Genomic DNA, 22,241 nt, shown 5'->3' with positions numbered 1-22,241 from the left:
AAAATTGGTAACCCTATCTGAAAAGAGGCTGCGCGCGTGAGCGGGCAGCCTCTTTCGGGCGACAGTTGAAAAACCGTCTTATTGCTTGGCGGCAGCCAGCTGGGCAGCAACTTCTTCAGCGAAGTTGTCGACCGGCTTCTCGATGCCTTCGCCTACTTTGAAGTAGGTGAAGGAAACGATTTCAGCGCCGCCTTTCTTGGCCAGCTCACCAACCTTGATTTCAGGGTTCTTGACGAACGCCTGCTCAACCAGGCTTGCTTCTGCCAGGAACTTGCTGATACGGCCCTTGACCATGTTCTCAACAATATTTTCTGGCTTGCCTTTGATTTTTTCTTCGTTCAGCTGCAGGAACACAGCCTTTTCACGCTCGATCGCTTCGTCGGAGACTTGCGAAGGCAGCAGGAACTCAGGGTTGCTTGCAGCAACGTGCATCGCGATGTCTTTGGCCAGCTCGACGTCGCCGCCTTTCAGGACAACAGCAACACCGATCTTGTTGCCGTGCAGGTAGGTGCCGACTACGTCGCCTTCTACGCGCACCAGGCGACGGATGTTGACGTTCTCGCCTACTTTGGCAACCAGTGCTTCGCGAGCGGCTTCTTGAGAAGCGATCAGCGGAGCTGCGTCGGTCAGCTTGTCAGCGAATGCTTTGTCAACGCTGGCAGCAACGAAGTTTTTGAAGTCGTCCTGCAGAGCCAGGAAGTCGGTCTGCGAGTTGACTTCGATCAGAACGGCAGCCTTGCCGTCGTCCTTGATGGCGATAGCGCCTTCAGCGGCAACGTTGCCAGCTTTCTTGGCAGCCTTGATGGCGCCCGAAGCGCGCATGTCATCAATGGCTTTTTCGATGTCGCCGCCAGCCTTTTCCAGGGCTTTCTTGCAATCCATCATGCCTTCGCCGGTACGCTCGCGCAGTTCTTTGACCAACGCTGCAGTAATTGCTGCCATTTTCAAATTCCTCTTGGATAGGTTTTCAACCATTCCACCCGATCGAACGGGCGTTCAATTCTTCCCGAACCTGTTTGTAGCTGCTGCACGTTACAGATGCTGTAGCTGCGCTGCCGACAGATGGTTTTCGAGGTGGCAAAAAGGGGGCCAAGCCCCCTTTTTGCTTACTGAGTCAACGCCAGGGCGTCGATTACTCAGCTGCAGCCTGAGTTTCTTCAGCTGCGAATTCTACAGTGCCGCCAGCAACGTTGTTGCGACCGCGGATCACTGCGTCAGCCATCGAACCCATGTACAGCTGGATAGCGCGGATTGCGTCATCGTTGCCTGGGATGATGTAGTCAACGCCTTCCGGGCTGCTGTTGGTATCGACAACGCCGATGACCGGGATGCCCAGCTTGTTGGCTTCGGTGATCGCGATGCGCTCGTGGTCAACGTCGATCACGAACAGTGCGTCTGGCAGACCGCCCATGTCCTTGATGCCGCCCAGGGAGCGATCCAGCTTCTCAAGATCACGAGTGCGCATCAGCGCTTCTTTCTTGGTCAGCTTGGCGAAAGTACCGTCTTCGGCTTGAACTTCAAGGTCACGCAGACGCTTGATGGAAGCACGGATGGTCTTGAAGTTGGTCAGCATGCCGCCCAACCAGCGGTGATCGACGTACGGCGAACCGCAACGTGCTGCTTCTTCAGCAACGATCTTGCCAGCGGAACGCTTGGTGCCGACGAACAGAATCTTGTTTTTGCCCTGGGCCAGACGCTCTACGAAAGTCAGAGCTTCGTTGAACATTGGCAGGGTTTTTTCAAGGTTGATGATGTGAATCTTGTTACGCGCGCCGAAAATGTATTTACCCATTTTCGGATTCCAGTAACGGGTTTGGTGACCGAAGTGCACACCGGCCTTCAGCATATCGCGCATGTTGACTTGGGACATGATAGTTCCTTGATAAGTCGGGTTGGGCCTCCACGTATCCCAATGACCAACCATTGATCCGAGGATCAAAGGCACCCAGGCCATCGTGTCGACACGTGTGTGGGTTAATGCTCCCGGAGCTATCCCCGGAAAGCGGCGCATTTTATACCACAGGGGCGACGCAAACGGAACCCGGAATCTGCAATCGCGTCAGGGACATGCGCGCCAGCCCCTTGGAATCGGGACAATGCGCCGCATTGTATAGACAGAAGCGATACACGCAGGCGCGGATTTGCGCCTTTGGTCTGTTAGAATCGCGTTTTTCGGGGCCGCCAAATCAACAGCCGCGCCCCTGTTCGTATCAGCAAGCGCCGTCGAGCGCAGAGAGAGCCTGTATGACCGTCACCCTCAAAACCCCCGAGGACATCGCTGGCATGCGTGTCGCCGGCAAACTGGCCGCCGATGTGCTGGAAATGATTGCCGAGCACGTCAAGCCTGGCGTGACCACCGATGAGCTGAACCAGATCTGCCACGACTACATCGTCAACGTGCAGCAGGCCATCCCTGCCCCGCTCAACTACAAGGGCTACCCGAAGTCGATTTGCACCTCGATCAACCACGTGGTCTGCCACGGCATCCCGAACGACAAGCCGCTGAAAAATGGCGACACCCTGAACATCGACGTCACGGTGATCAAGGACGGCTACCACGGCGACACCAGCCGCATGTTCCACGTCGGCACCGTGCCGGTCTGGGCAGAGCGCCTGTCGCAGGTCACCCAGGAATGCATGTACAAGGCGATCGAAATCGTCAAACCCGGCTGCCGCCTCGGTGACATTGGCGAAATCATCCAGAAGCACGCGGAAAAGAACGGTTTCTCGGTCGTACGCGAGTTCTGCGGCCACGGCATCGGCAAGGTGTTCCACGAAGAACCGCAGATTCTGCACTATGGCCGCGCCGGCACCGGCATGGAACTGAAGGCAGGCATGACCTTCACCATCGAGCCGATGATCAACCAGGGCAAGGCCGACACCAAAGTACTGGGCGACGGCTGGACCGCGATCACCAAGGATCGCAAGCTGTCGGCGCAGTGGGAACACACCTTGCTTGTCACCGACACCGGCTACGAGATCTTCACCCTGCGCAGCGACGACACGATCCCGCGCATCTCGGCCTGACCCAGACACCGTTCCCAGCCTATAGAAGGAAAGCCAATCGATGCCGCAGGTGGATCCCGAACTCTTCGACCGCGGTCAGTTCCAGGCTGAACTGGCCCTGAAAGCGAGTCCTATCGCGGCGTTCAAGAAGGCGATCCGCCAGGCCCGCGAGGTGCTCGATGCACGTTTTCGGGCCGGTCGCGATATACGCAGGCTGATCGAAGATCGGGCGTGGTTCGTCGATAACATCCTGCAAAAGGCCTGGGACCAGTTCGACTGGAGCGAAGACGCCGACATCGCGCTGGTCGCGGTCGGCGGCTACGGTCGCGGTGAATTGCACCCCTATTCCGACATCGATCTGCTGATCCTGCTGGACAGCGCCGATCACGAAATTTTCCGCGATTCCATCGAGCGTTTTCTGACGCTGCTGTGGGACATCGGCCTGGAAGTCGGTCAGAGCGTTCGCTCGGTCGACGAATGCGCCGAAGAGGCGCGCGCCGACCTGACGGTGGTCACCAACCTGATGGAAAGCCGCACCATCTGCGGCCCCGAGCGCCTGCGCCAGCGCATGCTCGACGTCACCAGCACTGCACACATGTGGCCGAGCAAGGATTTCTTCCTAGCCAAGCGCGCCGAGCAGAAGGCTCGCCACCACAAGTACAACGACACCGAATACAATCTGGAGCCCAACGTCAAAGGCTCGCCCGGCGGACTACGGGATATCCAGACCATTCTGTGGGTGGCCCGCCGTCAGTACGGCACCCTGAACCTGCGCGCCCTGGCCGGCGAAGGCTTTCTGGTCGAGAGTGAAAACGCCCTGCTGGCGTCCTCTCAGGAATTCCTCTGGAAAGTGCGTTACGCCCTGCACATGCTCGCCGGTCGCTCCGAAGACCGCCTGCTGTTCGATCATCAGCGCACCATTGCCGGGCTGCTGGGTTTTGAAGGCGACGACGCCAAACAGGCCGTCGAAAACTTCATGCAGCAGTATTTCCGGGTGGTGATGAGCATTGCCCAGCTCAGCGACCTGATCATCCAGCACTTCGAGGAAGTCATCCTCGCCCCGGAAGACGAAGCGCCACCACAGCCGATCAACTCGCGCTTCCAGCTGCACGACGGCTACATCGAGGCACGCAACGACAACGTGTTCCGCCGTACGCCGTTCGCCATGCTCGAGATCTTCGTGCTGATGGCCCAGCAGCCGGAAATCAAAGGCGTACGCGCCGACACCATTCGTCTGCTGCGGGAAAACCGTCACCTGATCGACGACAACTTCCGCAACGACATCCGCAACACCAGCCTGTTCATCGAGCTGTTCAAGTGCAAGATCGGCATTCACCGCAACCTGCGGCGGATGAACCGCTACGGCATTCTCGGACGCTATCTGCCGGAATTCGGCTTCATTGTCGGGCAGATGCAGCACGACCTGTTTCACATCTATACGGTCGATGCGCACACGCTGAACCTGATCAAGCACCTGCGCAAATTGCAGTACACCCAGGTGTCGGAAAAATTCCCGCTGGCCGCCAAGCTCATGGCCAAACTGCCCAAGCCTGAACTCATTTATATGGCCGGCCTGTACCACGACATCGGCAAGGGCCGGCATGGCGATCACTCGGAGATTGGCGCGGTGGATGCCGAGGCGTTCTGCCAGCGTCACCAACTGCCGGTCTGGGACAGCCGCCTGATCGTCTGGCTGGTGCAGAACCACCTGGTGATGTCGACCACCGCCCAGCGCAAAGACTTGTCCGACCCGCAGGTAATCCATGACTTCGCCCTGGCGGTCGGTGACGAAACCCGTCTCGACTACCTGTACGTGCTGACCGTGGCCGACATCAACGCGACCAACCCGACGCTGTGGAACTCGTGGCGTGCCAGCCTGTTGCGCCAGCTCTACACCGAGACCAAGCGCGCCCTGCGCCGCGGCCTGGAGAACCCGGTGGATCGCGAAGAACAGATCCGCCAGACCCAGAGCGCAGCACTGGACATTCTGGTGCGCGGCGGCACCGACCCGGATGACGTCGAGCAGTTGTGGGCGCAGCTGGGTGACGACTACTTCCTGCGTCACACCGCCGGCGATGTGGCCTGGCACACCGACGCCATCCTCCAGCAACCGGCTGACGGCGGTCCGCTGGTGCTGATCAAGGAAACCACCCAGCGCGAATTCGAGGGTGGCACGCAGATCTTCATCTATGCGCCGGACCAACACGACTTCTTCGCCGTGACCGTGGCCGCGATGGACCAGCTCAACCTGAATATTCACGACGCCCGGGTCATCACGTCCAGCAGCCAGTTCACCCTCGACACCTACATCGTGCTCGACACCGATGGCGATTCGATCGGCGACAATCCGGTCCGGGTCAAACAGATTCGCGAGGGACTGACCGAAGCCCTGCGCAACCCGGCCGACTACCCGACGATCATCCAGCGTCGGGTGCCGCGCCAGCTCAAGCATTTTGCGTTCGCCCCGCAGGTGACGATCCACAACGACGCCCAGCGTCCGGTAACCGTACTGGAACTCACTGCGCCGGATCGGCCGGGCCTGCTGGCACGGGTCGGCGGGATTTTCCTCGAGTTCGACCTGTCGCTGCAGAACGCCAAGATCGCCACCCTGGGCGAGCGGGTGGAAGACGTGTTCTTCATCACCGACGCCCACAATCAACCGCTGTCCGACCCGCTGCTGTGCAGCCGTTTGCAGGATGCCATCGTCGAACAGTTGAGCGTCAATCAGGAACCCGATATCAAACTGTCGCGCATCAGCATTTGATTGCGCGCCCGGATTCAACCGCTTTGCACGAGATCCCGCACCGATGAACAACGCTCTGTCCCAGCTTCAGCCCTACCCGTTCGAAAAGCTCCGCGCCCTGCTCGGCAGCGTTACGCCAAACCCGGACAAGCGCCCGATCGCGCTGTCCATCGGCGAACCGAAGCATCGCTCGCCAAGCTTTGTCGCCGAGGCGCTGGCCAACAATCTGGATCAGATGGCGGTGTACCCGACCACCCTCGGCATTCCGGCCCTGCGCGAAGCCATCGCGGCTTGGTGCGAACGTCGTTTCAACGTACCGAGCGGCTGGATCGACCCGGCGCGCAACGTACTGCCGGTCAACGGCACCCGTGAAGCGCTGTTCGCCTTCACCCAGACCGTGGTCAACCGTGGCGACGACGCACTGGTGGTCAGCCCGAACCCGTTCTATCAGATCTACGAAGGCGCGGCGTTCCTCGCCGGCGCCAAGCCGCACTACCTGCCATGCCTGGACGAGAACGGCTTCAACCCGGACTTCGACGCGGTATCGCCTGACATCTGGAAACGCTGCCAGATCCTGTTCCTGTGCTCGCCGGGCAACCCGACCGGTGCGCTGATTCCGGTCAATGTGCTGAAAAAACTGATCGCCCTGGCCGACGAATACGACTTCGTGATCGCCGCCGACGAGTGCTACAGCGAACTGTACTTCGACGAACAAACCCCGCCGCCGGGCCTGCTCAGTGCCTGCGCAGAACTGGGCCGCCAGGACTTCAAGCGCTGCGTGGTGTTCCACAGCCTGTCCAAGCGCTCGAACCTGCCGGGCCTGCGCTCAGGTTTCGTTGCCGGCGATGCCGACATCCTCAAGGGCTTCCTGCTGTACCGCACCTACCACGGCTGCGCGATGCCGGTTCAGACCCAACTGGCCAGCGTCGCTGCGTGGAATGACGAAGTGCATGTACGCGCCAACCGTGCGCTGTATCGCGAAAAGTTCGACGCCGTGCTGGCGATTCTCAGCCCGGTGATGGACGTGCAGCGCCCGGATGGCAGCTTCTACCTGTGGCCGAATGTGCAAGGTGACGATGCCGCGTTCTGCCGGGATCTGTTTGCCGAAGAGCACGTGACCGTGGTGCCGGGTTCGTACCTGTCCCGTGACGTCGATGGCGTCAATCCGGGCGCCGGGCGCGTGCGCATGGCGCTGGTTGCGCCGCTGGCCGAGTGCGTCGAGGCTGCCGAGCGCATCCGCGATTTCGTCCTGCGCCACAAGTAATGTCTGAACGCCCGTGCCGGGCAATCCGGCACGGGCAATCAAATATCACGTAACAGTTGCCCTCCTGTTTCTACCTCACTCTCCTATTGGCCAGACGTTAGTCTTGGGCGGCGCCGCTCGCTGCGCACCACCAAAAACCGACCTTTGACTTCATGGAAGAAGTGAAAAAAATGACAGAACTGCTCGATTGCCAACTTCATCAATGGCCCGACGATCAGGCGGCCTACACAGCCGCCATCAATGAAAACCCGGCCAACGCCGGCAACGCGACCGGCACTCGCCGCAAGCGCTCCGTCGTCAACTATTCAAAGCTGTGGGCCAACGGCCGCACACTGAAAGTCGCCTTCATGGACGCGCCCGATGCCGAGCACAGGACCAAGATCATCGACGCCGCCAGCCAGTGGTTGCCGTACATCAACCTCAAGTTCGAATTCGTCGATGACCGGCAAGGCGATATCCGCATTGCCACTAACAACAATGACAACAGCTCAATGCTGGGCACCGATGCGCTGTTGATTCATCCGGACTATCCGACCATGAATCTGGGCGTGAAGCCGGACCACCAGGACTTTGAAGTGATCGTGATTCACGAGTTCGGGCATGCGTTGGGCGCGCTGCATGAACACCAACACCCACAGGCAAAAATTCCGTGGGATAAACCGAAGGTGTATGAGTTCTACAAAAATCGCGAAATGAACCCGCTGACCGAGGCGCAGGTCGACCGAAACCTGTTCGCCTCCTTCGACACGCTGGATGCGATCTACACCTCCTACGACCGCAGATCGATCATGCACCACCCCGTGGCCAACACCTTGACGGTGGGCAACTGGGAGGTGCCGATCAACCGCAAGATCAGCAAGAAAGACAAACGCCTGATGAGGTTGCTTTATCCCAAGTAACGTTTTGCCTATTTGACCTGGCCCAGGTTGGCCTCACTCAAGTCGAGTTCGCCCAACACCTCGCGCAGCACGTCATCACCGATCTGGTGCTGACGACTGAGGCTGTACAACTCAAGGCGCTGCGCGCGCAGCGCCTTGAGGCGCAAGCGGCGTTCCAGCAGATCCATCTGGAACGCCAGCGCCTGGGCTTCGGCCGAATCGTTGAACACCTCCAGTTGGTGGCGGTACTCGGACATGATGCGCGCCTTGAGCTCGGCCGCCAGTGCGGCTTGCGCGGCGTCCTGCGGGCTGACCTCTTCGATCTCCAGCGCGTGAATCGCCGCTTCCGCCGTCTTGCGCCAGGCGTCGCGCACTTCCTGACGACGCTTGTCGTCCGGGCTCTTTTCGATGCCGCGCAACAGCAACGGCAGCGCAATACAGGCCGCCACCAGCGACAACAGGATCACCCCGGCGGCGATGAAGATCAGCAAATCGCGCTCGGGAAACGCCTCACTACCCATCAGCATCGGCACCGACATCACGCCCGCCAGGGTCACCGCACCGCGCACACCGCCAACGGTCAGCAACCAGCAGGAACGGGCGGTCGGCACTTGCGTCAGATCCCCCTTGCCACGCAGGCGACGCAACAGCACCGACAGACGCCAGATGCTCTGCACCCAGATAAAACGCAACAGCACCAGCGCCAGGAAAATCGCCACCACGTCGAGACAGCGGTAGAACAGGGTCGGCCACAACGAGGTCTCGTGGCTGACCACCGCTTTAATGATGTCCGGCAGTTGCAGACCGAGCAGCAGGAAGATCAGGCCGTTGAAGGCGAATTCCAGCAACGACCACACACTGCGGTTGAGCAACCGGGTGCTGGTCTGGCGCGGCAGCAGATCGAGCCAGCTCTGCATCATCCCCGCCGCCACTGCCGAAAGAATGCCCGATGCGCCGAGCCGTTCGGCCAGAACGTAAGCGGCAAACGGCAGCAGCAACATGAACACCACATGGGTCGCCGGATCGTCCCAGCCCCGGGCGATCATCCAGGCGCGCAACCGGCCGACCAGCCAACTCAGCGCCACACCGACCGCCAGCCCGCCGACCGCCACCAGCACGAAGGTCAGACTGGCATTGGCCAGGGAAAACGCACCGGTAACCGCCGCGACCAGGGCGAACTTGAACGTCACCAGGCCCGATGCATCGTTCATCAACGCCTCGCCCTGCAGCATGTGCATCAGCGGCGTGGGCAAGCGGTTCTGCGAAATGGCCGAGACGGCCACGGCATCCGTTGGCGACAGCACCGCCGCCAGCGCAAAGGCCACCGGCAAGGGAATCGTCGGCAGCAGCCAATGAATGAAGTAACCGGCACCGACCACGGTAAACAGCACCAACCCGACCGCCAGCGTCAGCACCGGCCCGCGCAGGCGCCACAATTCGCGCTTGGGCATGCGCCAGCCATCGGAAAACAGCAGCGGTGGCAGGAACAGAAACAGGAACAGCTCCGGATCAAGAGCCACGTGCAGGCCAAGGGTCGGCCAGGCCAGCAAGGCACCGGCGGCGATCTGCACCAGTGGCAGCGGCAGCGGAATCACCCGTCCCACCAGGCGCGAGACACTGACCAGCATCAGCAGGATCAGGACGGTATAAGCGGTTTGCATAAAGCGAAAATCCCGGACAATCGACAGCGTTGAAACTGCCATATTAGCCGCTTAGGCTGTGCGTGACCGTTGCACCTATGTCGCAGCCCCCTCAGCAAAAGCAACCTCGGCGCCGCGAAACCGTCTGGTCATGGCATAATCCGACACCATTTTTTTCCAGCACCTGTAAAGGGGGCAATTCCTTGACCGTTTCAAGCAAAACGTTGCACCTTTTCGGCATCAAAGCCTGCGACACCATGAAAAAGGCGCGCACCTGGCTCGATGAACACGCTGTCAGCTATGACTTCCACGATTACAAGACCGCCGGCATTGACCGCGAGCACCTGACCCAATGGTGCGACGAGCATGGCTGGCAAACGGTGTTGAACCGCGCAGGCACGACCTTTCGCAAACTCGACGACGAACGCAAAGCCGATCTCGACCAGTCGAAAGCCATCGAACTGATGCTCGCTCAACCCTCGATGATCAAGCGCCCGGTGCTCGATCTCGGTGACCGAACCCTGATTGGCTTCAAGCCAGACATCTACGCGGCCGCGCTCAAGTAAGCAGCCCGTCACTTTTTGTAGAGGTATTCACATGTCCAACTCCCTGTTCAGTATTGCCTTCGGTGTCGGCACCCAGAACCGTCAAGGCGCATGGCTGGAAGTGTTCTACGCCCAGCCGCTGTTGAACCCTTCGGCTGAGCTGGTCGCCGCTGTTGCACCGATCCTCGGCTACACCGAAGGCAACCAGGCCATCACCTTCACCACCGCACAGGCTGCGCAACTGGCTGAAGCCGTGAAAGGCATCGACGCGGTGCAAGGCAAGCTGCTGACCCGCCTGGCCGAAAGCCACAAGCCGCTGGTCGCGACCCTGCTGGCCGAAGACGCGCAACTGACTTCGACTCCTGAGGCTTACCTCAAGCTGCACCTGCTGTCCCATCGTCTGGTCAAGCCGCACGGCGTGAGCCTGGCCGGAATCTTCCCGCTGCTGCCGAACGTGGCCTGGACCAGCCAGGGCGCGATCGACCTGAGCGAACTGGCCGAGCTGCAACTCGAAGCCCGTCTGCGTGGCGAGCTGCTGGAAGTGTTCTCGGTGGACAAGTTCCCGAAAATGACCGACTACGTGGTACCGGCCGGCGTGCGTATCGCTGACGCCGCACGTCTGCGTCTGGGCGCCTACGTGGGCGAAGGCACCACCGTGATGCACGAAGGTTTCATCAACTTTAACGCCGGCACCGAAGGCCCGGGCATGATCGAAGGCCGCGTCTCCGCTGGCGTCTTCGTCGGCAAGGGTTCGGACCTGGGCGGCGGCTGCTCGACCATGGGCACCCTGTCGGGCGGCGGCAACATCGTGATCAAGGTCGGCGAAGGCTGCCTGATCGGCGCTAACGCCGGTATCGGTATCCCCCTGGGCGACCGCAACACCGTCGAGTCGGGCCTGTACGTGACCGCCGGCACCAAGGTCGCGCTGCTGGACGAGCACAACAACCTGGTCAAAGTGGTCAAGGCCCGTGAACTGGCCGGTCAGACCGACCTGCTGTTCCGTCGCAATTCGGAAACCGGCGCTGTGGAATGTAAAACCCACAAATCGGCGATCGAACTGAACGAAGCGCTGCACGCTCACAACTAAGCAGCACATTGACCTATGTGGGAGCGAGCCTGCTCGCGAAGCTTTTGGCGTCCATAAGGACGCCTTCGCGAGCAGGCTCGCTCCCACAAGGTTCGGTGTACACCCGCCCAAGTTCACAGGGCTGAACAGATGATGATTCCCTCCCCCTGGCGCGCCGATTTCCCGGCCATCGCCGCCCTGCAACGGCAAGACCAGACTTACCTGGACAACGCCGCCACCACGCAAAAACCCCAGGCCCTGCTCGACGCGCTGGCGCATTACTACGCCAATGGCGCGGCCAACGTTCATCGTGCGCAACATCTGCCCGGCGCCCACGCCACGCAGGCGTTCGAGGACAGCCGCCTGAAGGTTGCCCAGTGGCTGAATGCCGGTGACAGCGGGCAGATCATCTTCACCCACGGCGCCACCAGTGCGCTGAATCTCCTGGCTTATGGCCTGGAACATCTTTTCCATCCGGGCGATGAAATTGTCATCAGCGCCCTGGAGCATCACGCCAATCTGCTGCCGTGGCAGCAACTGGCGCAACGTCGCGATTTGAAACTGGTGATCCTGCCGCTGGACGATGACGGCGTGATCGACCTCGCTGCTGCCGTTCACCTGATCGGTCCGCGCACTCGCTTGCTGGCGGTCAGCCAGTTGTCCAACGTACTCGGCGCCTGGCAACCGTTGCCGGCATTGCTGGCAATGGCCAAGGCGCATAACGCCCTGACCGTGGTCGATGGCGCTCAAGGCGTGGTCCATGGCCGGCATGACGTGCAGGCGCTGGGTTGCGACTTTTACGTGTTTTCCAGCCACAAGCTGTACGGCCCCGATGGCCTTGGCGTGCTGTTCGGAAGCAACGCAGCGCTCGAACAACTGCGCCCGTGGCAGTTCGGTGGCGAGATGGTGCTGGAAGCCAACTATCACGACGCGCGCTTCCGCCCTGCCCCATTGGGCTTCGAGGCGGGAACACCGCCGATTGCCAGTGTGATCGGCCTCGGTGCGACCCTCGACTACCTCGCGGGTCTGGATCAGGACGCCGTGTCCGCCCACGAAGCCGCGCTGCACGATTACCTTTTGCGAGGCCTCGCCGCCCGCAATGGCATCCGTCTGCTGGGCAAGCCGCAACTGGCGCTGGCCAGTTTTGTCGTCGAAGGCGTGCACAACGCCGATCTGGCGCACTTGTTGACCGAACAGGGCATCGCCGTGCGCGCCGGGCACCACTGCGCCATGCCGCTGCTCAAGCGCTTCGAACTGGCCGGGGCGATTCGCGTGTCGCTGGCGCTGTACAACGATTCCGAAGATCTGGAGCGGTTCTTTGAAGCGCTGGATCAGGCGCTGGAGCTGTTGCGATGAGCCTGCCGATCGAGGCCGCCGAAGCGCTGCAAACTTTTCAGAACGCCGCCGGCTGGGAACAGCGGGCGCGATTGTTGATGCAGTTCGGGGATCGTCTGCCACCGTTGAGCGATGCGGACAAGTGCGACGCCAATCGGGTACACGGCTGTGAAAGTCAGGTGTGGCTGGTTGGCGAATTGCGCGACGGCCACTGGCAGTTCGCGGCGAGCAGCGATGCACGGATGATTCGCGGGTTGGTGGCGTTGCTGCTGTTGCGGGTCAACGGCTTGACCGCGGGCGAGCTGCAGCAGGTGGATCTGCCGGACTGGTTCAATCAGTTGGGACTGTCGCGGCAGTTGTCGCCGTCGCGCAGCAATGGCTTGAATGCTGTTTTACAGCGAATGCGCGAACTCGCCCCGAACTGATCGTTCCCACGCTCCGCGTGGGAATGCAGCCCGGGACGCTCTGCGTCCCATGCCGAAGCGGACGCAGAGCGTCCAATGAGGCATTCCCACGCAGACGGTTCGACGCCTCGACGTGGGAACGATCGGCGACGTAGAGCGTGTGAACGATCGGTCACTGGTCAGGCCTGAGGCTTGACCCGATCCGCCGGGCGCCGCACGCCCGCCACAATCTTGTCCACAGCCTTGGTCGCCGCGACCATGCCGAACGTCGCCGTCACCATCATCACCGCGCCAAACCCGCCGGCGCAGTCCAGCTTCACGCCGTCGCCGACAAAACTCTTCTGCAGGCAAATGCTGCCGTCCGGCTTCGGATAGCGCAGCTGTTCGGTGGAGAACACGCACGGCACGCTGTAATGGCGGGTCACGGTGCGCGAAAAACCATAGTCGCGGCGCAATGTCGAGCGCACTTTCGAAGCCAGTGGATCGTTGAAGGTGCGGTTGAGGTCGCAGACCTGAATCAACGTCGGATCGATCTGCCCGCCGGCACCGCCGGTGGTGATGATCTGGATCTTGCGGCGCTTGCACCAGGCAATCAGCGCGGCCTTGGCGTTGACCGCATCGATGCAGTCGATCACGCAGTCGATGTTTGGCGTGATGTATTCGGCCATGGTGTCGCGGGTGACGAAATCCGCCACGGCGTGCACCTTGCAGTCCGGGTTGATCCCGCGCAGACGCTCGGCCATCACCTCGACCTTGGGTTTGCCGACGGTGCTGTCGAGCGCGTGCAACTGGCGGTTGGCGTTGCTGACGCAGACGTCGTCGAGGTCGAACAGCGAAATCTCGCCCACCCCGCAACGGGCCATGGCTTCCGCCGCCCAGGAACCGACGCCGCCAACGCCGACAATCGCCACGTGGGCTGCACGCAGGCGCTCGAGGCCCTCGATGCCATACAAACGGGCGATGCCTGCAAACCGCGGATCTTCTGTACTCATGACCATTACCCTGAAAACCGGCGCGCATTATAGGACTACGCAGCGACAAGTTTTAAGCTTCAAGCTACAAGTGTAAGAACTTAAGTCAAAGTCGATTGCCCAACATCCGGCATTTTCCTGTCTCTTGTAGGACTCAGCGAACTGCCGGTGTAGGATGCGCGCCCTCTTGGCGTCAACCAGCCGACCCTTCGTTCCACAGCCTTTGGAACCCGACACAGCTATGTCATCGCGTAAATTTGGACTCAACCTGGTGGTGGTTCTGGCAATCGCCGCCCTGTTCACCGGTTTCTGGGCGCTGATCAACCGCCCCGTCTCCGCGCCGAACTGGCCGGAGCAGATCTCCGGTTTCTCCTATTCACCGTTCCAGCAAGGACAGTTCCCACAGAAGGATCAGTATCCGTCCGACGATGAAATGCGCCGCGACCTGGAGATCATGAGCAAGCTGACGGACAACATCCGCATCTACTCGGTCGACGGTTCCCTGCAGGACATCCCGAAACTGGCGGAAGAGTTCGGTCTGCGCGTGACCCTGGGGATCTGGATCAGCCCCGACCAGGAGCGCAACGAGCGGGAAATCACCCGCGCCATCGAACTGGCCAACACTTCGCGCAGCGTGGTTCGCGTAGTGGTCGGCAACGAAGCGATCTTCCGCAAGGAAATCACCGCCGAACAACTCAGCGTGCTGCTCGACCGCGTGCGCGCAGCGGTGAAAGTGCCGGTGACCACCTCCGAACAGTGGCACGTCTGGGAAGAACACCCGGAACTGGCCAAGCACGTCGACCTGATCGCCGCCCACGTTCTGCCCTACTGGGAATTCATTCCGGTGGACAAGGCCGGGCAGTTCGTTTTCGACCGCGCCCGCGACCTGAAAAAGATGTTCCCGAAAAAACCGCTGCTGCTGTCCGAAGTGGGCTGGCCGAGCAACGGCCGCATGCGCGGTGGCGCCGATGCGTCGCCGGCGGATCAGGCGATCTACCTGCGCACACTGGTCAACAAGCTCAACCGCCAGGGCTTCAACTACTTCGTGATCGAAGCGTTTGACCAGCCGTGGAAGGCCAGCGACGAAGGTTCGGTCGGCGCCTACTGGGGCGTGTTCAACGCCGCGCGCCAGCAGAAATTCAACTTCGAAGGCCCGGTGGTGGCGATCCCGCAATGGCGCGTGCTGGCCATCGGCTCGGTGGTGCTGGCGCTGTTGTCGCTGACCCTGCTGATGATCGACGGCTCGGCCCTGCGCCAGCGCGGTCGTACCTTCCTGACCTTTATCGCGTTCCTCTGCGGTTCGGTGCTGGTGTGGATCGGCTACGACTACAGCCAGCAATACAGCACGTGGTTCAGCCTGACGGTGGGCTTCCTGCTGGCGCTCGGTGCGCTCGGGGTGTTCATCGTGCTGCTGACCGAGGCCCACGAACTGGCCGAAGCGGTGTGGATCCACAAACGCCGGCGTGAATTCCTGCCGGTGGTCGGCGATTCCGACTACCGCCCGAAAGTCTCGATCCACGTGCCCTGCTACAACGAGCCGCCGGAGATGGTCAAACAGACCCTCAACGCCCTGGCCAACCTCGACTACCCGGACTTCGAAGTCCTGATCATCGACAACAACACCAAGGACCCGGCGGTCTGGGAACCGGTGCGCGACTACTGCGAAACCCTCGGCCCGCGCTTCAAGTTCTTCCACGTCTCGCCCTTGGCCGGTTTCAAGGGTGGCGCGCTGAACTACCTGATCCCGCATACCGCCAAGGACGCCGAAGTGATCGCGGTGATCGACTCCGACTACTGCGTGCACCCGAACTGGCTCAAGCACATGGTGCCGCACTTCGCCGACCCGAAAATCGCCGTGGTGCAGTCGCCGCAGGATTACCGCGACCAGAACGAAAGCACCTTCAAGAAGCTCTGCTACGCCGAATACAAAGGCTTCTTCCACATCGGCATGGTCACCCGCAACGACCGCGACGCGATCATCCAGCACGGCACCATGACCATGACCCGTCGTTCGGTTCTGGAAGAACTGGGCTGGGCCGACTGGTGCATCTGTGAAGACGCCGAACTCGGGCTGCGGGTATTCGAGAAAGGCCTGTCGGCGGCGTACTACCACGACAGTTACGGCAAGGGTCTGATGCCGGACACCTTCATCGACTTCAAGAAACAGCGTTTCCGCTGGGCCTACGGTGCGATCCAGATCATCAAGCGCCACACCCGCAGCCTGCTGCGCGGCAAGGACACCGAACTGACGCGCGGCCAGCGTTACCACTTCCTCGCGGGCTGGCTGCCGTGGGTGGCAGATGGCATGAACATCTTCTTCACTGTCGGCGCACTGTTGTGGTCGGCGGCGATGATCATCGTGCCGCAACGGGTCGATCCGCCGCTGCTGATCTTCGCGATCCCGCCGCTGGCGCTGTTCGTGTTCAAGGTCGGCAAGATCATCTTCCTCTACCGTCGCGCCGTGGGCGTGAACCTCAAGGATGCGTTCTGCGCCGCACTGGCCGGTCTGGCGTTGTCGCACACCATCGCCAAAGCGGTGCTGTACGGCTTCTTCACCAGCAGCATTCCGTTCTTCCGCACCCCGAAAAACGCCGACAACCATGGCTTCTGGGTGGCGATTTCCGAGGCCCGGGAAGAGCTGTTCATCATGCTGCTGTTGTGGGGCGCGGCGCTGGGGATCTTCCTGGTGCAGGGCATTCCGAGCAACGACATGCGCTTCTGGGTGGCCATGCTGCTGGTGCAGTCGCTGCCGTACGTGGCCGCGCTGATCATGGCGTTCCTGTCGTCGCTGCCAAAACCTGCGGCGGCGCCTGAACCGGCACCGGTGGTCTAAATCCTCACCGATGCACTAAACGGCGGCCAATGGTCGCCGTTTTGCTTTAAGATAACCGCCATTTTGCGCGCCTTGCCCCCAGCTTTCGGAGTTTTCCATGACGGCCCACGCCGACCTTTCGCCGACCCTCCAACTCGCCATCGACCTGATCCGCCGTCCGTCCGTGACGCCGGTCGACGCCGATTGCCAGAAGCAGATGATGCAGCGCCTGGGCGATGCCGGTTTTCAGCTGGAACCGATGCGCATCGAAGATGTGGATAACTTCTGGGCGACTCACGGCAAAGGCGACGGCCCGGTGCTGTGCTTCGCCGGCCACACCGACGTGGTGCCAACCGGCCCGGTGACGGCCTGGCAGATCGACCCGTTCAACGCGGTGATCGACGAGCACGGCATGCTCTGCGGCCGTGGCGCAGCGGACATGAAAGGCAGCCTGGCCTCGATGACTGTGGCAGCCGAGCGTTTTGTCGCCGACTACCCGGATCACAAGGGCAAGGTCGCGTTCCTGATCACCAGCGACGAAGAAGGCCCGGCGCATCACGGCACCAAGGCAGTGGTCGAGCGTCTGGCCGCCCGTAACGAGCGTCTGGACTGGTGCATCGTCGGTGAACCGTCGAGCACCACGCTGGTGGGCGACGTGGTGAAGAACGGTCGTCGCGGCTCCCTTGGCGCCAAACTGACCGTACGCGGTGTGCAGGGCCACGTGGCCTATCCGCATCTGGCGAAGAACCCGATCCACCTCGCTGCCCCGGCTCTGGCCGAGCTGGCAGCCGAGCATTGGGATCACGGCAACGACTTCTTCCCGCCGACCAGTTTTCAGATTTCCAACGTCAACTCCGGCACCGGCGCGACCAACGTGATTCCGGGCGATCTGGTGGCGGTGTTCAACTTCCGCTTCTCCACCGAATCGACGGTCGAAGGCCTGCAAAAACGCGTCGCCGACATCCTCGACAAGCACGGCCTGGACTGGCACATCGACTGGGCGCTGTCCGGTCTGCCGTTCCTCACCGAGCCGGGTGCGCTGCTCGATGCGGTGTCGTCGAGCATCAAGGACATCACTGGCCGCGAGACCAAGGCGTCCACCAGCGGCGGCACCTCCGACGGTCGTTTCATCGCGACCATGGGTACGCAGGTTGTTGAACTGGGCCCGGTCAACGCGACCATCCACCAGGTCAACGAGCGCGTGCTGGCGGCCGATCTCGACGTGCTGACCGAGATCTACTACCAGACCCTGATCAAGTTGCTCGCCTGATGCTCGCGTGCCCGATCTGCAGTGAACCGCTGAACGCGGTGGACAACGGCGTGGTCTGCCCCGCCGGCCACCGCTTCGACCGCGCGCGCCAGGGTTACCTGAACCTGCTGCCGGTGCAACACAAGAACAGCCGCGATCCCGGCGACAATCAGGCGATGGTCGAGGCCCGCCGCGACTTTCTGAACGCCGGGCATTACGCGCCGGTGGCCAAGCGTCTGGCGGAGCTGGCGGCGAGTTATGCGCCGGCGCGCTGGGTCGATATCGGTTGTGGCGAGGGTTACTACACCGCGCAGATCGCCGAGGCTTTGCCCGACGCCGACGGTTACGCGCTGGACATCTCGAAGGAAGCGGTCAAACGCGCCTGCAAACGCAATCCGGCGCTGACCTGGTTGATCGCCAGCATGGCCCGGGTGCCACTGGCCTCCGGCAGTTGCCAGTTTCTGGCCAGCGTCTTCAGTCCACTGGACTGGGAAGAAGCCAAACGCCTGCTCAGCGTCGGCGGCGGTCTGATGAAAGTCGGCCCGACCAGCGGCCACCTGATGGAACTGCGCGAACGCCTGTACGACGAAGTGCGCGAATACACCGACGACAAGCACCTGGCCCTGGTGCCGGAAGGCATGGCGTTGGCGCACAGTGAAACCCTGGAATTCAGACTGACGCTGGACAAGCCCGAGGATCGCGCCAACCTGCTGGCGATGACGCCCCACGGCTGGCGCGCCAGTGCCGAGCGCCGCGCGGCGGTCATCGAACAGGCCGAGCCGTTCGTGACCACGGTCTCGATGCGCTACGATTATTTCGTTCTTCAATAACTTTTGGTCTCGGGCAACGACCCGGGGCCGGCTAAATCCGCGAATGGATTTTTCAGACCCGCAGTGAGGATATCCATGCGCCAACCGGACATCGAGATTTACCTGAAAGACGCCGACGTCGACCACAAGGCCATTTCCGCCTGGCTGGGCGCCGCTCTCGGCCCGTGCAGCGACTGGGTACAGAAAGGTCAGACGTACAAGTGCAAGGCCGGCAACATCCCGGTGACCTGGCTGCCGAAAGCCGTGGGCAAGTGGAACAGCCTGTACCTGGAAAGCGATGCGACCCCATGGGACGACGACATCGCCTGCGCCCGCGCAGCCTTTGCCGCGCTGAACGTCGAAGTGCGCTGTGCGCCGGGGACGTGGGTCGAGGAAGAAGGTGAGGAAACGGCGGATCGCTGGATCCGGATCAGCGCCGATGGTGAAGAAGAAATCACCTGGAAAACTGCATAAAAGCAGCTTCGAGCTGCAAGCCTCAAGCTGCAAGCCTGACCGCTTGAAGCTTGTAGCTCGAGACTGGCCGCAGGTCCTCCCTTACAGGCCTACAACGTCTTCAGCCTGCAACCCCTTCTGCCCTTCCACCACCGCGTATTCAACCTGCTGACCCTCGGTCAGCGAACGGTGGCCTTCGCCGCGGATCGCGCGGTAGTGCACGAACACGTCCACCCCGTCTTCGCGCTGAATGAAGCCGTAGCCTTTGGCGTCGTTGAACCACTTCACGTTGCCGGTTTCACGTGTTGCCATCTGTTCATACTCCTTTTTTATTATTGAACAGGCTTTTCGCAGGAAAGCCTTTGAGGAACGTCAGCCTGCGTCCGACGTCCATAAAAGGGCCCCGGCGACAGATCGCCGAGTATATGACAGGCGGCAAAACTCTCAACAGGAGATTACTTCGCCGCTTTTTTGCCGATTTTCGCCCAATACGGCAAACTGTCGCCCTCCCGAGCAAACGCTCGGTTTATCCACTCACGCAGAAGCCGTATGACCCGTTCCCCGTTCCGCCGTCTTGTGTTTGGCACCTTGCGCCGACTGTTGTATCTCTGGGTTCGCTCCGAGACGATCAACCAGTCGTCGTTCACCCTCAACCTCGACCGCAGTCGTCCGGTGTTCTACGTCCTGCAAAATCCATCGCTGACTGATCTGGCGGTGGTCGACACCGAGTGCACCAAGGCCGGCCTGCCGCGCCCGGTGCTGCCGGTGTCCGTGGGTTCGCTGATCGAACCGGCGGCGTTTTTCTACCTGACGCCGGATCCCGACTGGCTCGGCCGCCAGGACAAGCGCGGTGCGCCGCCGACCCTGACCCGACTGGTCAGCGCCCTGAGCCAGAATGCTGCCGAAGATGCACAGATCATTCCGGTCAGCGTGTTCTGGGGCCAGTCACCGGACAGCGAAAACAGCCCGTGGAAACTGCTGTTCGCCGACAGCTGGGCCGTCACCGGGCGTCTGCGTCGCCTGCTGAGCATCATGATTCTGGGGCGCAAGACCCGCGTGCAATTCTCCGCACCGATCCACCTGCGCGAATTGATCGAACACAACAAGGGCCACGAGCGCACCGTGCGCATGGCCCAGCGGATCCTGCGGGTGCACTTCCGCAATCTTAAAGCTGCGGTGATCGGCCCGGACATTTCACACCGCCGTAACCTGGTCAAAGGTCTGCTCAACCAGCCGCTGGTCAAGCAAGCGATCCTCGACGAAGCCGAGCGCGAAAACATCTCCCCGGAAAAAGCCAAGGCCCAGGCCCTGCGCTACGGCAACGAGATCGCCTCGGACTACACCTACACCGCGATCCGTTTTCTGGAAGTGGTGCTGAGCTGGTTCTGGAACAAGATCTACGACGGGATCAAGGTCAACCACATCGAAGGCGTGCAGAAGGTCGCCCAGGGTCACGAAGTGATCTACGTGCCGTGCCACCGCAGCCACATTGACTACCTGCTGCTGTCGTACTTGCTGTTCCGCAATGGCCTGACCCCGCCGCACATCGCCGCCGGCATCAACCTCAACATGCCGGTGATCGGCAGCCTGCTGCGCCGTGGCGGGGCGTTCTTCATGCGCCGCACGTTCAAGGGCAATCCGCTGTACACCTCGGTGTTCAACGAATACCTGCACACCCTGTTCACCAAAGGTTTCCCGGTCGAATACTTCGTCGAGGGCGGTCGCTCGCGTACCGGGCGCATGCTGCAACCGAAAACCGGGATGCTCGCAATCACCATGCGCAGCTTCCTGCGCTCGTCGCGGATGCCGATCGTGTTCGTGCCGGTGTACATCGGTTACGAGCGCGTGCTCGAAGGCCGGACCTACCTCGGCGAGCTGCGTGGCGCGAGCAAGAAGAAAGAATCGATCTTCGACATCTTCAAAGTCATCGGCGCGCTAAAGCAGCGCTTTGGCCAGGTGGCGGTGAACTTTGGCGAGCCGATCAAACTGGCGGAATTCCTCGACAGCGAACAGCCGGACTGGCGTCAGCAGGAACTCGGCCCGCAGTACAAGCCGGCGTGGCTCAACGAAACCACCAACCGCCTCGGCGAGAAAGTCGCACAGCACCTGAACGAAGCGGCGGCGATCAACCCGGTCAACCTGGTGGCGCTGGCGCTGCTCTCGACCACCCGCCTGGCGCTGGATGATCGGGCCATGGCGCGGGTGCTGGATCTGTATCTGGCGCTGCTGCGCAAGGTCCCTTACTCGCCGCACACCACGTTGCCGGAAGGCGATGGCCGCGCGCTGATCGAGCACGTGAAGGACATGGATCTGCTGTCCGAGCAGAACGATGCGCTGGGCAAGATTCTTTATCTGGACGAACAGAACGCCGTCCTGATGACCTATTACCGCAACAACGTGCTGCACATCTTCGCCCTGCCGGCTTTGCTGGCGAGCTTCTTCCAGAGCACCTCGCGCATGAGCCGCGAACAGATCCTGCGCTACACCCGCGCGCTGTATCCGTACCTGCAATCGGAGCTGTTCATCCGCTGGACCCTGGACGAACTGGATGCAGTCATCGATCAGTGGCTGGAAGCGTTCGTCGAACAGGGCCTGCTGCGTTTCGAAAAAGACGTGTACCTGCGCCCGGCACCGAGCTCGCGGCATTTCGTGCTGCTGACCCTGCTGTCGAAGAGCATTGCCCAGACCCTGCAACGCTTCTACATGACCGTTTCCCTGCTGCTCAACAGCGGCCAGAACAGCATCAGCGCCGAAGAACTGGAAGACCTGTGCACGGTCATGGCCCAGCGCCTGTCGATCCTGCATGGCCTGAACGCACCGGAGTTCTTCGACAAGAGCCTGTTCCGCCACTTCATCCAGACCCTGCTCGACCTCGACGTACTGCGTCGCGACGAAGCCGGCAAGTTGAGCTACCACGAACTGCTCGGCGAACTGGCCGAAGGCGCAGCCAAACGGGTGTTGCCGGCGGAGATTCGCTTGTCGATCCGTCAGGTGGCACTGCACCGCAGTGAAGATGCGGCCGATCAGCCCGCCGCCCCTGTGCAAAGCGACTAAATTCCTACAGGC

At 61.4% G+C, this 22,241-nt stretch carries 18 protein-coding genes; 13 read left to right on the top strand and 5 right to left on the bottom strand.

Annotated features, from left to right (window positions below; translation table 11 throughout):
- Positions 1-78: 78 nt before the first annotated feature.
- Complete coding sequence (gene tsf / locus ACEN93_RS22520) at positions 79-942, bottom strand: translation elongation factor Ts (RefSeq protein ID WP_064593783.1); 864 nt, start codon at positions 940-942, stop codon at positions 79-81.
- Between the two features lie 190 nt (positions 943-1,132).
- Positions 1,133-1,870 (bottom strand): 30S ribosomal protein S2, encoded by a 738-nt coding sequence (gene rpsB / locus ACEN93_RS22515; RefSeq protein WP_008052780.1) that lies wholly within the window; start codon positions 1,868-1,870, stop codon positions 1,133-1,135.
- Between the two features lie 374 nt (positions 1,871-2,244).
- Here rpsB and map point away from each other — a divergent pair, with 374 nt between their 5' ends.
- The 4 genes from map to ACEN93_RS22495 all read left to right on the top strand — a co-directional run bounded on the left by map (position 2,245) and on the right by ACEN93_RS22495 (position 7,912).
- Positions 2,245-3,027: a type I methionyl aminopeptidase gene (gene map, locus ACEN93_RS22510; protein ID WP_039769663.1), complete on the top strand. Its 783-nt coding sequence runs from the start codon at positions 2,245-2,247 to the stop codon at positions 3,025-3,027.
- A gap of 40 nt (positions 3,028-3,067) precedes the next feature.
- Entirely contained in the window at positions 3,068-5,770 is a 2,703-nt protein-coding gene (locus tag ACEN93_RS22505; protein ID WP_039769661.1) for a [protein-PII] uridylyltransferase, read from the top strand.
- A gap of 43 nt (positions 5,771-5,813) precedes the next feature.
- A complete protein-coding gene (gene dapC, locus ACEN93_RS22500) occupies positions 5,814-7,013 on the top strand; it encodes a succinyldiaminopimelate transaminase (protein WP_074691296.1) in 1,200 nt (399 codons plus the stop codon).
- A gap of 170 nt (positions 7,014-7,183) precedes the next feature.
- Entirely contained in the window at positions 7,184-7,912 is a 729-nt protein-coding gene (locus ACEN93_RS22495; protein WP_039769720.1) for a M12 family metallopeptidase, read from the top strand.
- Between the two features lie 8 nt (positions 7,913-7,920).
- Here the strand turns inward: ACEN93_RS22495 and ACEN93_RS22490 are convergent, their stop codons facing one another.
- Positions 7,921-9,552 carry a Na+/H+ antiporter gene (locus ACEN93_RS22490; RefSeq protein ID WP_236178325.1) on the bottom strand — a complete coding sequence of 544 codons (1,632 nt, stop codon included), beginning with the start codon at positions 9,550-9,552 and terminating at the stop codon, positions 7,921-7,923.
- 182 nt (positions 9,553-9,734) lie between these two features.
- On the opposite strand from ACEN93_RS22490, the gene ACEN93_RS22485 reads away from it, so the two are divergent.
- From ACEN93_RS22485 to ACEN93_RS22470, 4 genes are all read left to right on the top strand, one after another.
- Positions 9,735-10,097: an ArsC family reductase gene (locus ACEN93_RS22485; protein WP_003222107.1), complete on the top strand. Its 363-nt coding sequence runs from the start codon at positions 9,735-9,737 to the stop codon at positions 10,095-10,097.
- Positions 10,098-10,128: 31 nt separating this feature from the next.
- The gene (gene dapD, locus ACEN93_RS22480) at positions 10,129-11,163 is read left to right on the top strand and encodes a 2,3,4,5-tetrahydropyridine-2,6-dicarboxylate N-succinyltransferase (protein ID WP_007954762.1); all 1,035 of its coding nucleotides are present in this window, start codon (positions 10,129-10,131) and stop codon (positions 11,161-11,163) included.
- Positions 11,164-11,292: 129 nt separating this feature from the next.
- Complete coding sequence (locus ACEN93_RS22475) at positions 11,293-12,498, top strand: aminotransferase class V-fold PLP-dependent enzyme (protein ID WP_085666849.1); 1,206 nt, start codon at positions 11,293-11,295, stop codon at positions 12,496-12,498.
- The gene (locus tag ACEN93_RS22470) at positions 12,495-12,902 is read left to right on the top strand and encodes a SufE family protein (RefSeq protein WP_074691290.1); all 408 of its coding nucleotides are present in this window, start codon (positions 12,495-12,497) and stop codon (positions 12,900-12,902) included. Before ACEN93_RS22475 ends, ACEN93_RS22470 begins: the two co-directional genes overlap by 4 nt.
- Before the next feature lie 158 nt (positions 12,903-13,060).
- Here ACEN93_RS22470 and tcdA read toward each other — a convergent pair whose 3' ends face one another.
- Positions 13,061-13,879, bottom strand: coding sequence for a tRNA cyclic N6-threonylcarbamoyladenosine(37) synthase TcdA (gene tcdA, locus ACEN93_RS22465; RefSeq protein ID WP_039769652.1), 819 nt, complete (start codon positions 13,877-13,879; stop codon positions 13,061-13,063).
- Between the two features lie 214 nt (positions 13,880-14,093).
- Between tcdA and ACEN93_RS22460 the strand changes: the two genes are divergently transcribed.
- The 4 genes from ACEN93_RS22460 to ACEN93_RS22445 all read left to right on the top strand — a co-directional run bounded on the left by ACEN93_RS22460 (position 14,094) and on the right by ACEN93_RS22445 (position 19,196).
- Positions 14,094-16,685 (top strand): glycosyltransferase, encoded by a 2,592-nt coding sequence (locus tag ACEN93_RS22460; protein ID WP_163974102.1) that lies wholly within the window; start codon positions 14,094-14,096, stop codon positions 16,683-16,685.
- 97 nt (positions 16,686-16,782) lie between these two features.
- Positions 16,783-17,934, top strand: a complete 1,152-nt coding sequence (gene dapE, locus ACEN93_RS22455) for a succinyl-diaminopimelate desuccinylase (protein WP_011332670.1) — start codon at positions 16,783-16,785, stop codon at positions 17,932-17,934.
- Positions 17,934-18,743, top strand: coding sequence for a putative RNA methyltransferase (locus ACEN93_RS22450; protein ID WP_134334027.1), 810 nt, complete (start codon positions 17,934-17,936; stop codon positions 18,741-18,743). Before dapE ends, ACEN93_RS22450 begins: the two co-directional genes overlap by 1 nt.
- Positions 18,744-18,818: 75 nt before the next feature.
- On the top strand, positions 18,819-19,196 hold the full coding sequence (locus ACEN93_RS22445) for a hypothetical protein (protein ID WP_039769649.1): 378 nt from the start codon (positions 18,819-18,821) through the stop codon (positions 19,194-19,196).
- 81 nt (positions 19,197-19,277) lie between these two features.
- Here ACEN93_RS22445 and ACEN93_RS22440 read toward each other — a convergent pair whose 3' ends face one another.
- Positions 19,278-19,487, bottom strand: a complete 210-nt coding sequence (locus ACEN93_RS22440; RefSeq protein ID WP_007954750.1) for a cold shock domain-containing protein — start codon at positions 19,485-19,487, stop codon at positions 19,278-19,280.
- Between the two features lie 237 nt (positions 19,488-19,724).
- On the opposite strand from ACEN93_RS22440, the gene plsB reads away from it, so the two are divergent.
- Positions 19,725-22,229 (top strand): glycerol-3-phosphate 1-O-acyltransferase PlsB, encoded by a 2,505-nt coding sequence (plsB, locus tag ACEN93_RS22435; RefSeq protein ID WP_103386562.1) that lies wholly within the window; start codon positions 19,725-19,727, stop codon positions 22,227-22,229.
- Positions 22,230-22,241 lie beyond the last annotated feature (12 nt).

Source organism: Pseudomonas sp. Pseusp21, from assembly GCF_059492145.1.
This window is presented reverse-complemented; position numbering and strand designations above follow the sequence as displayed.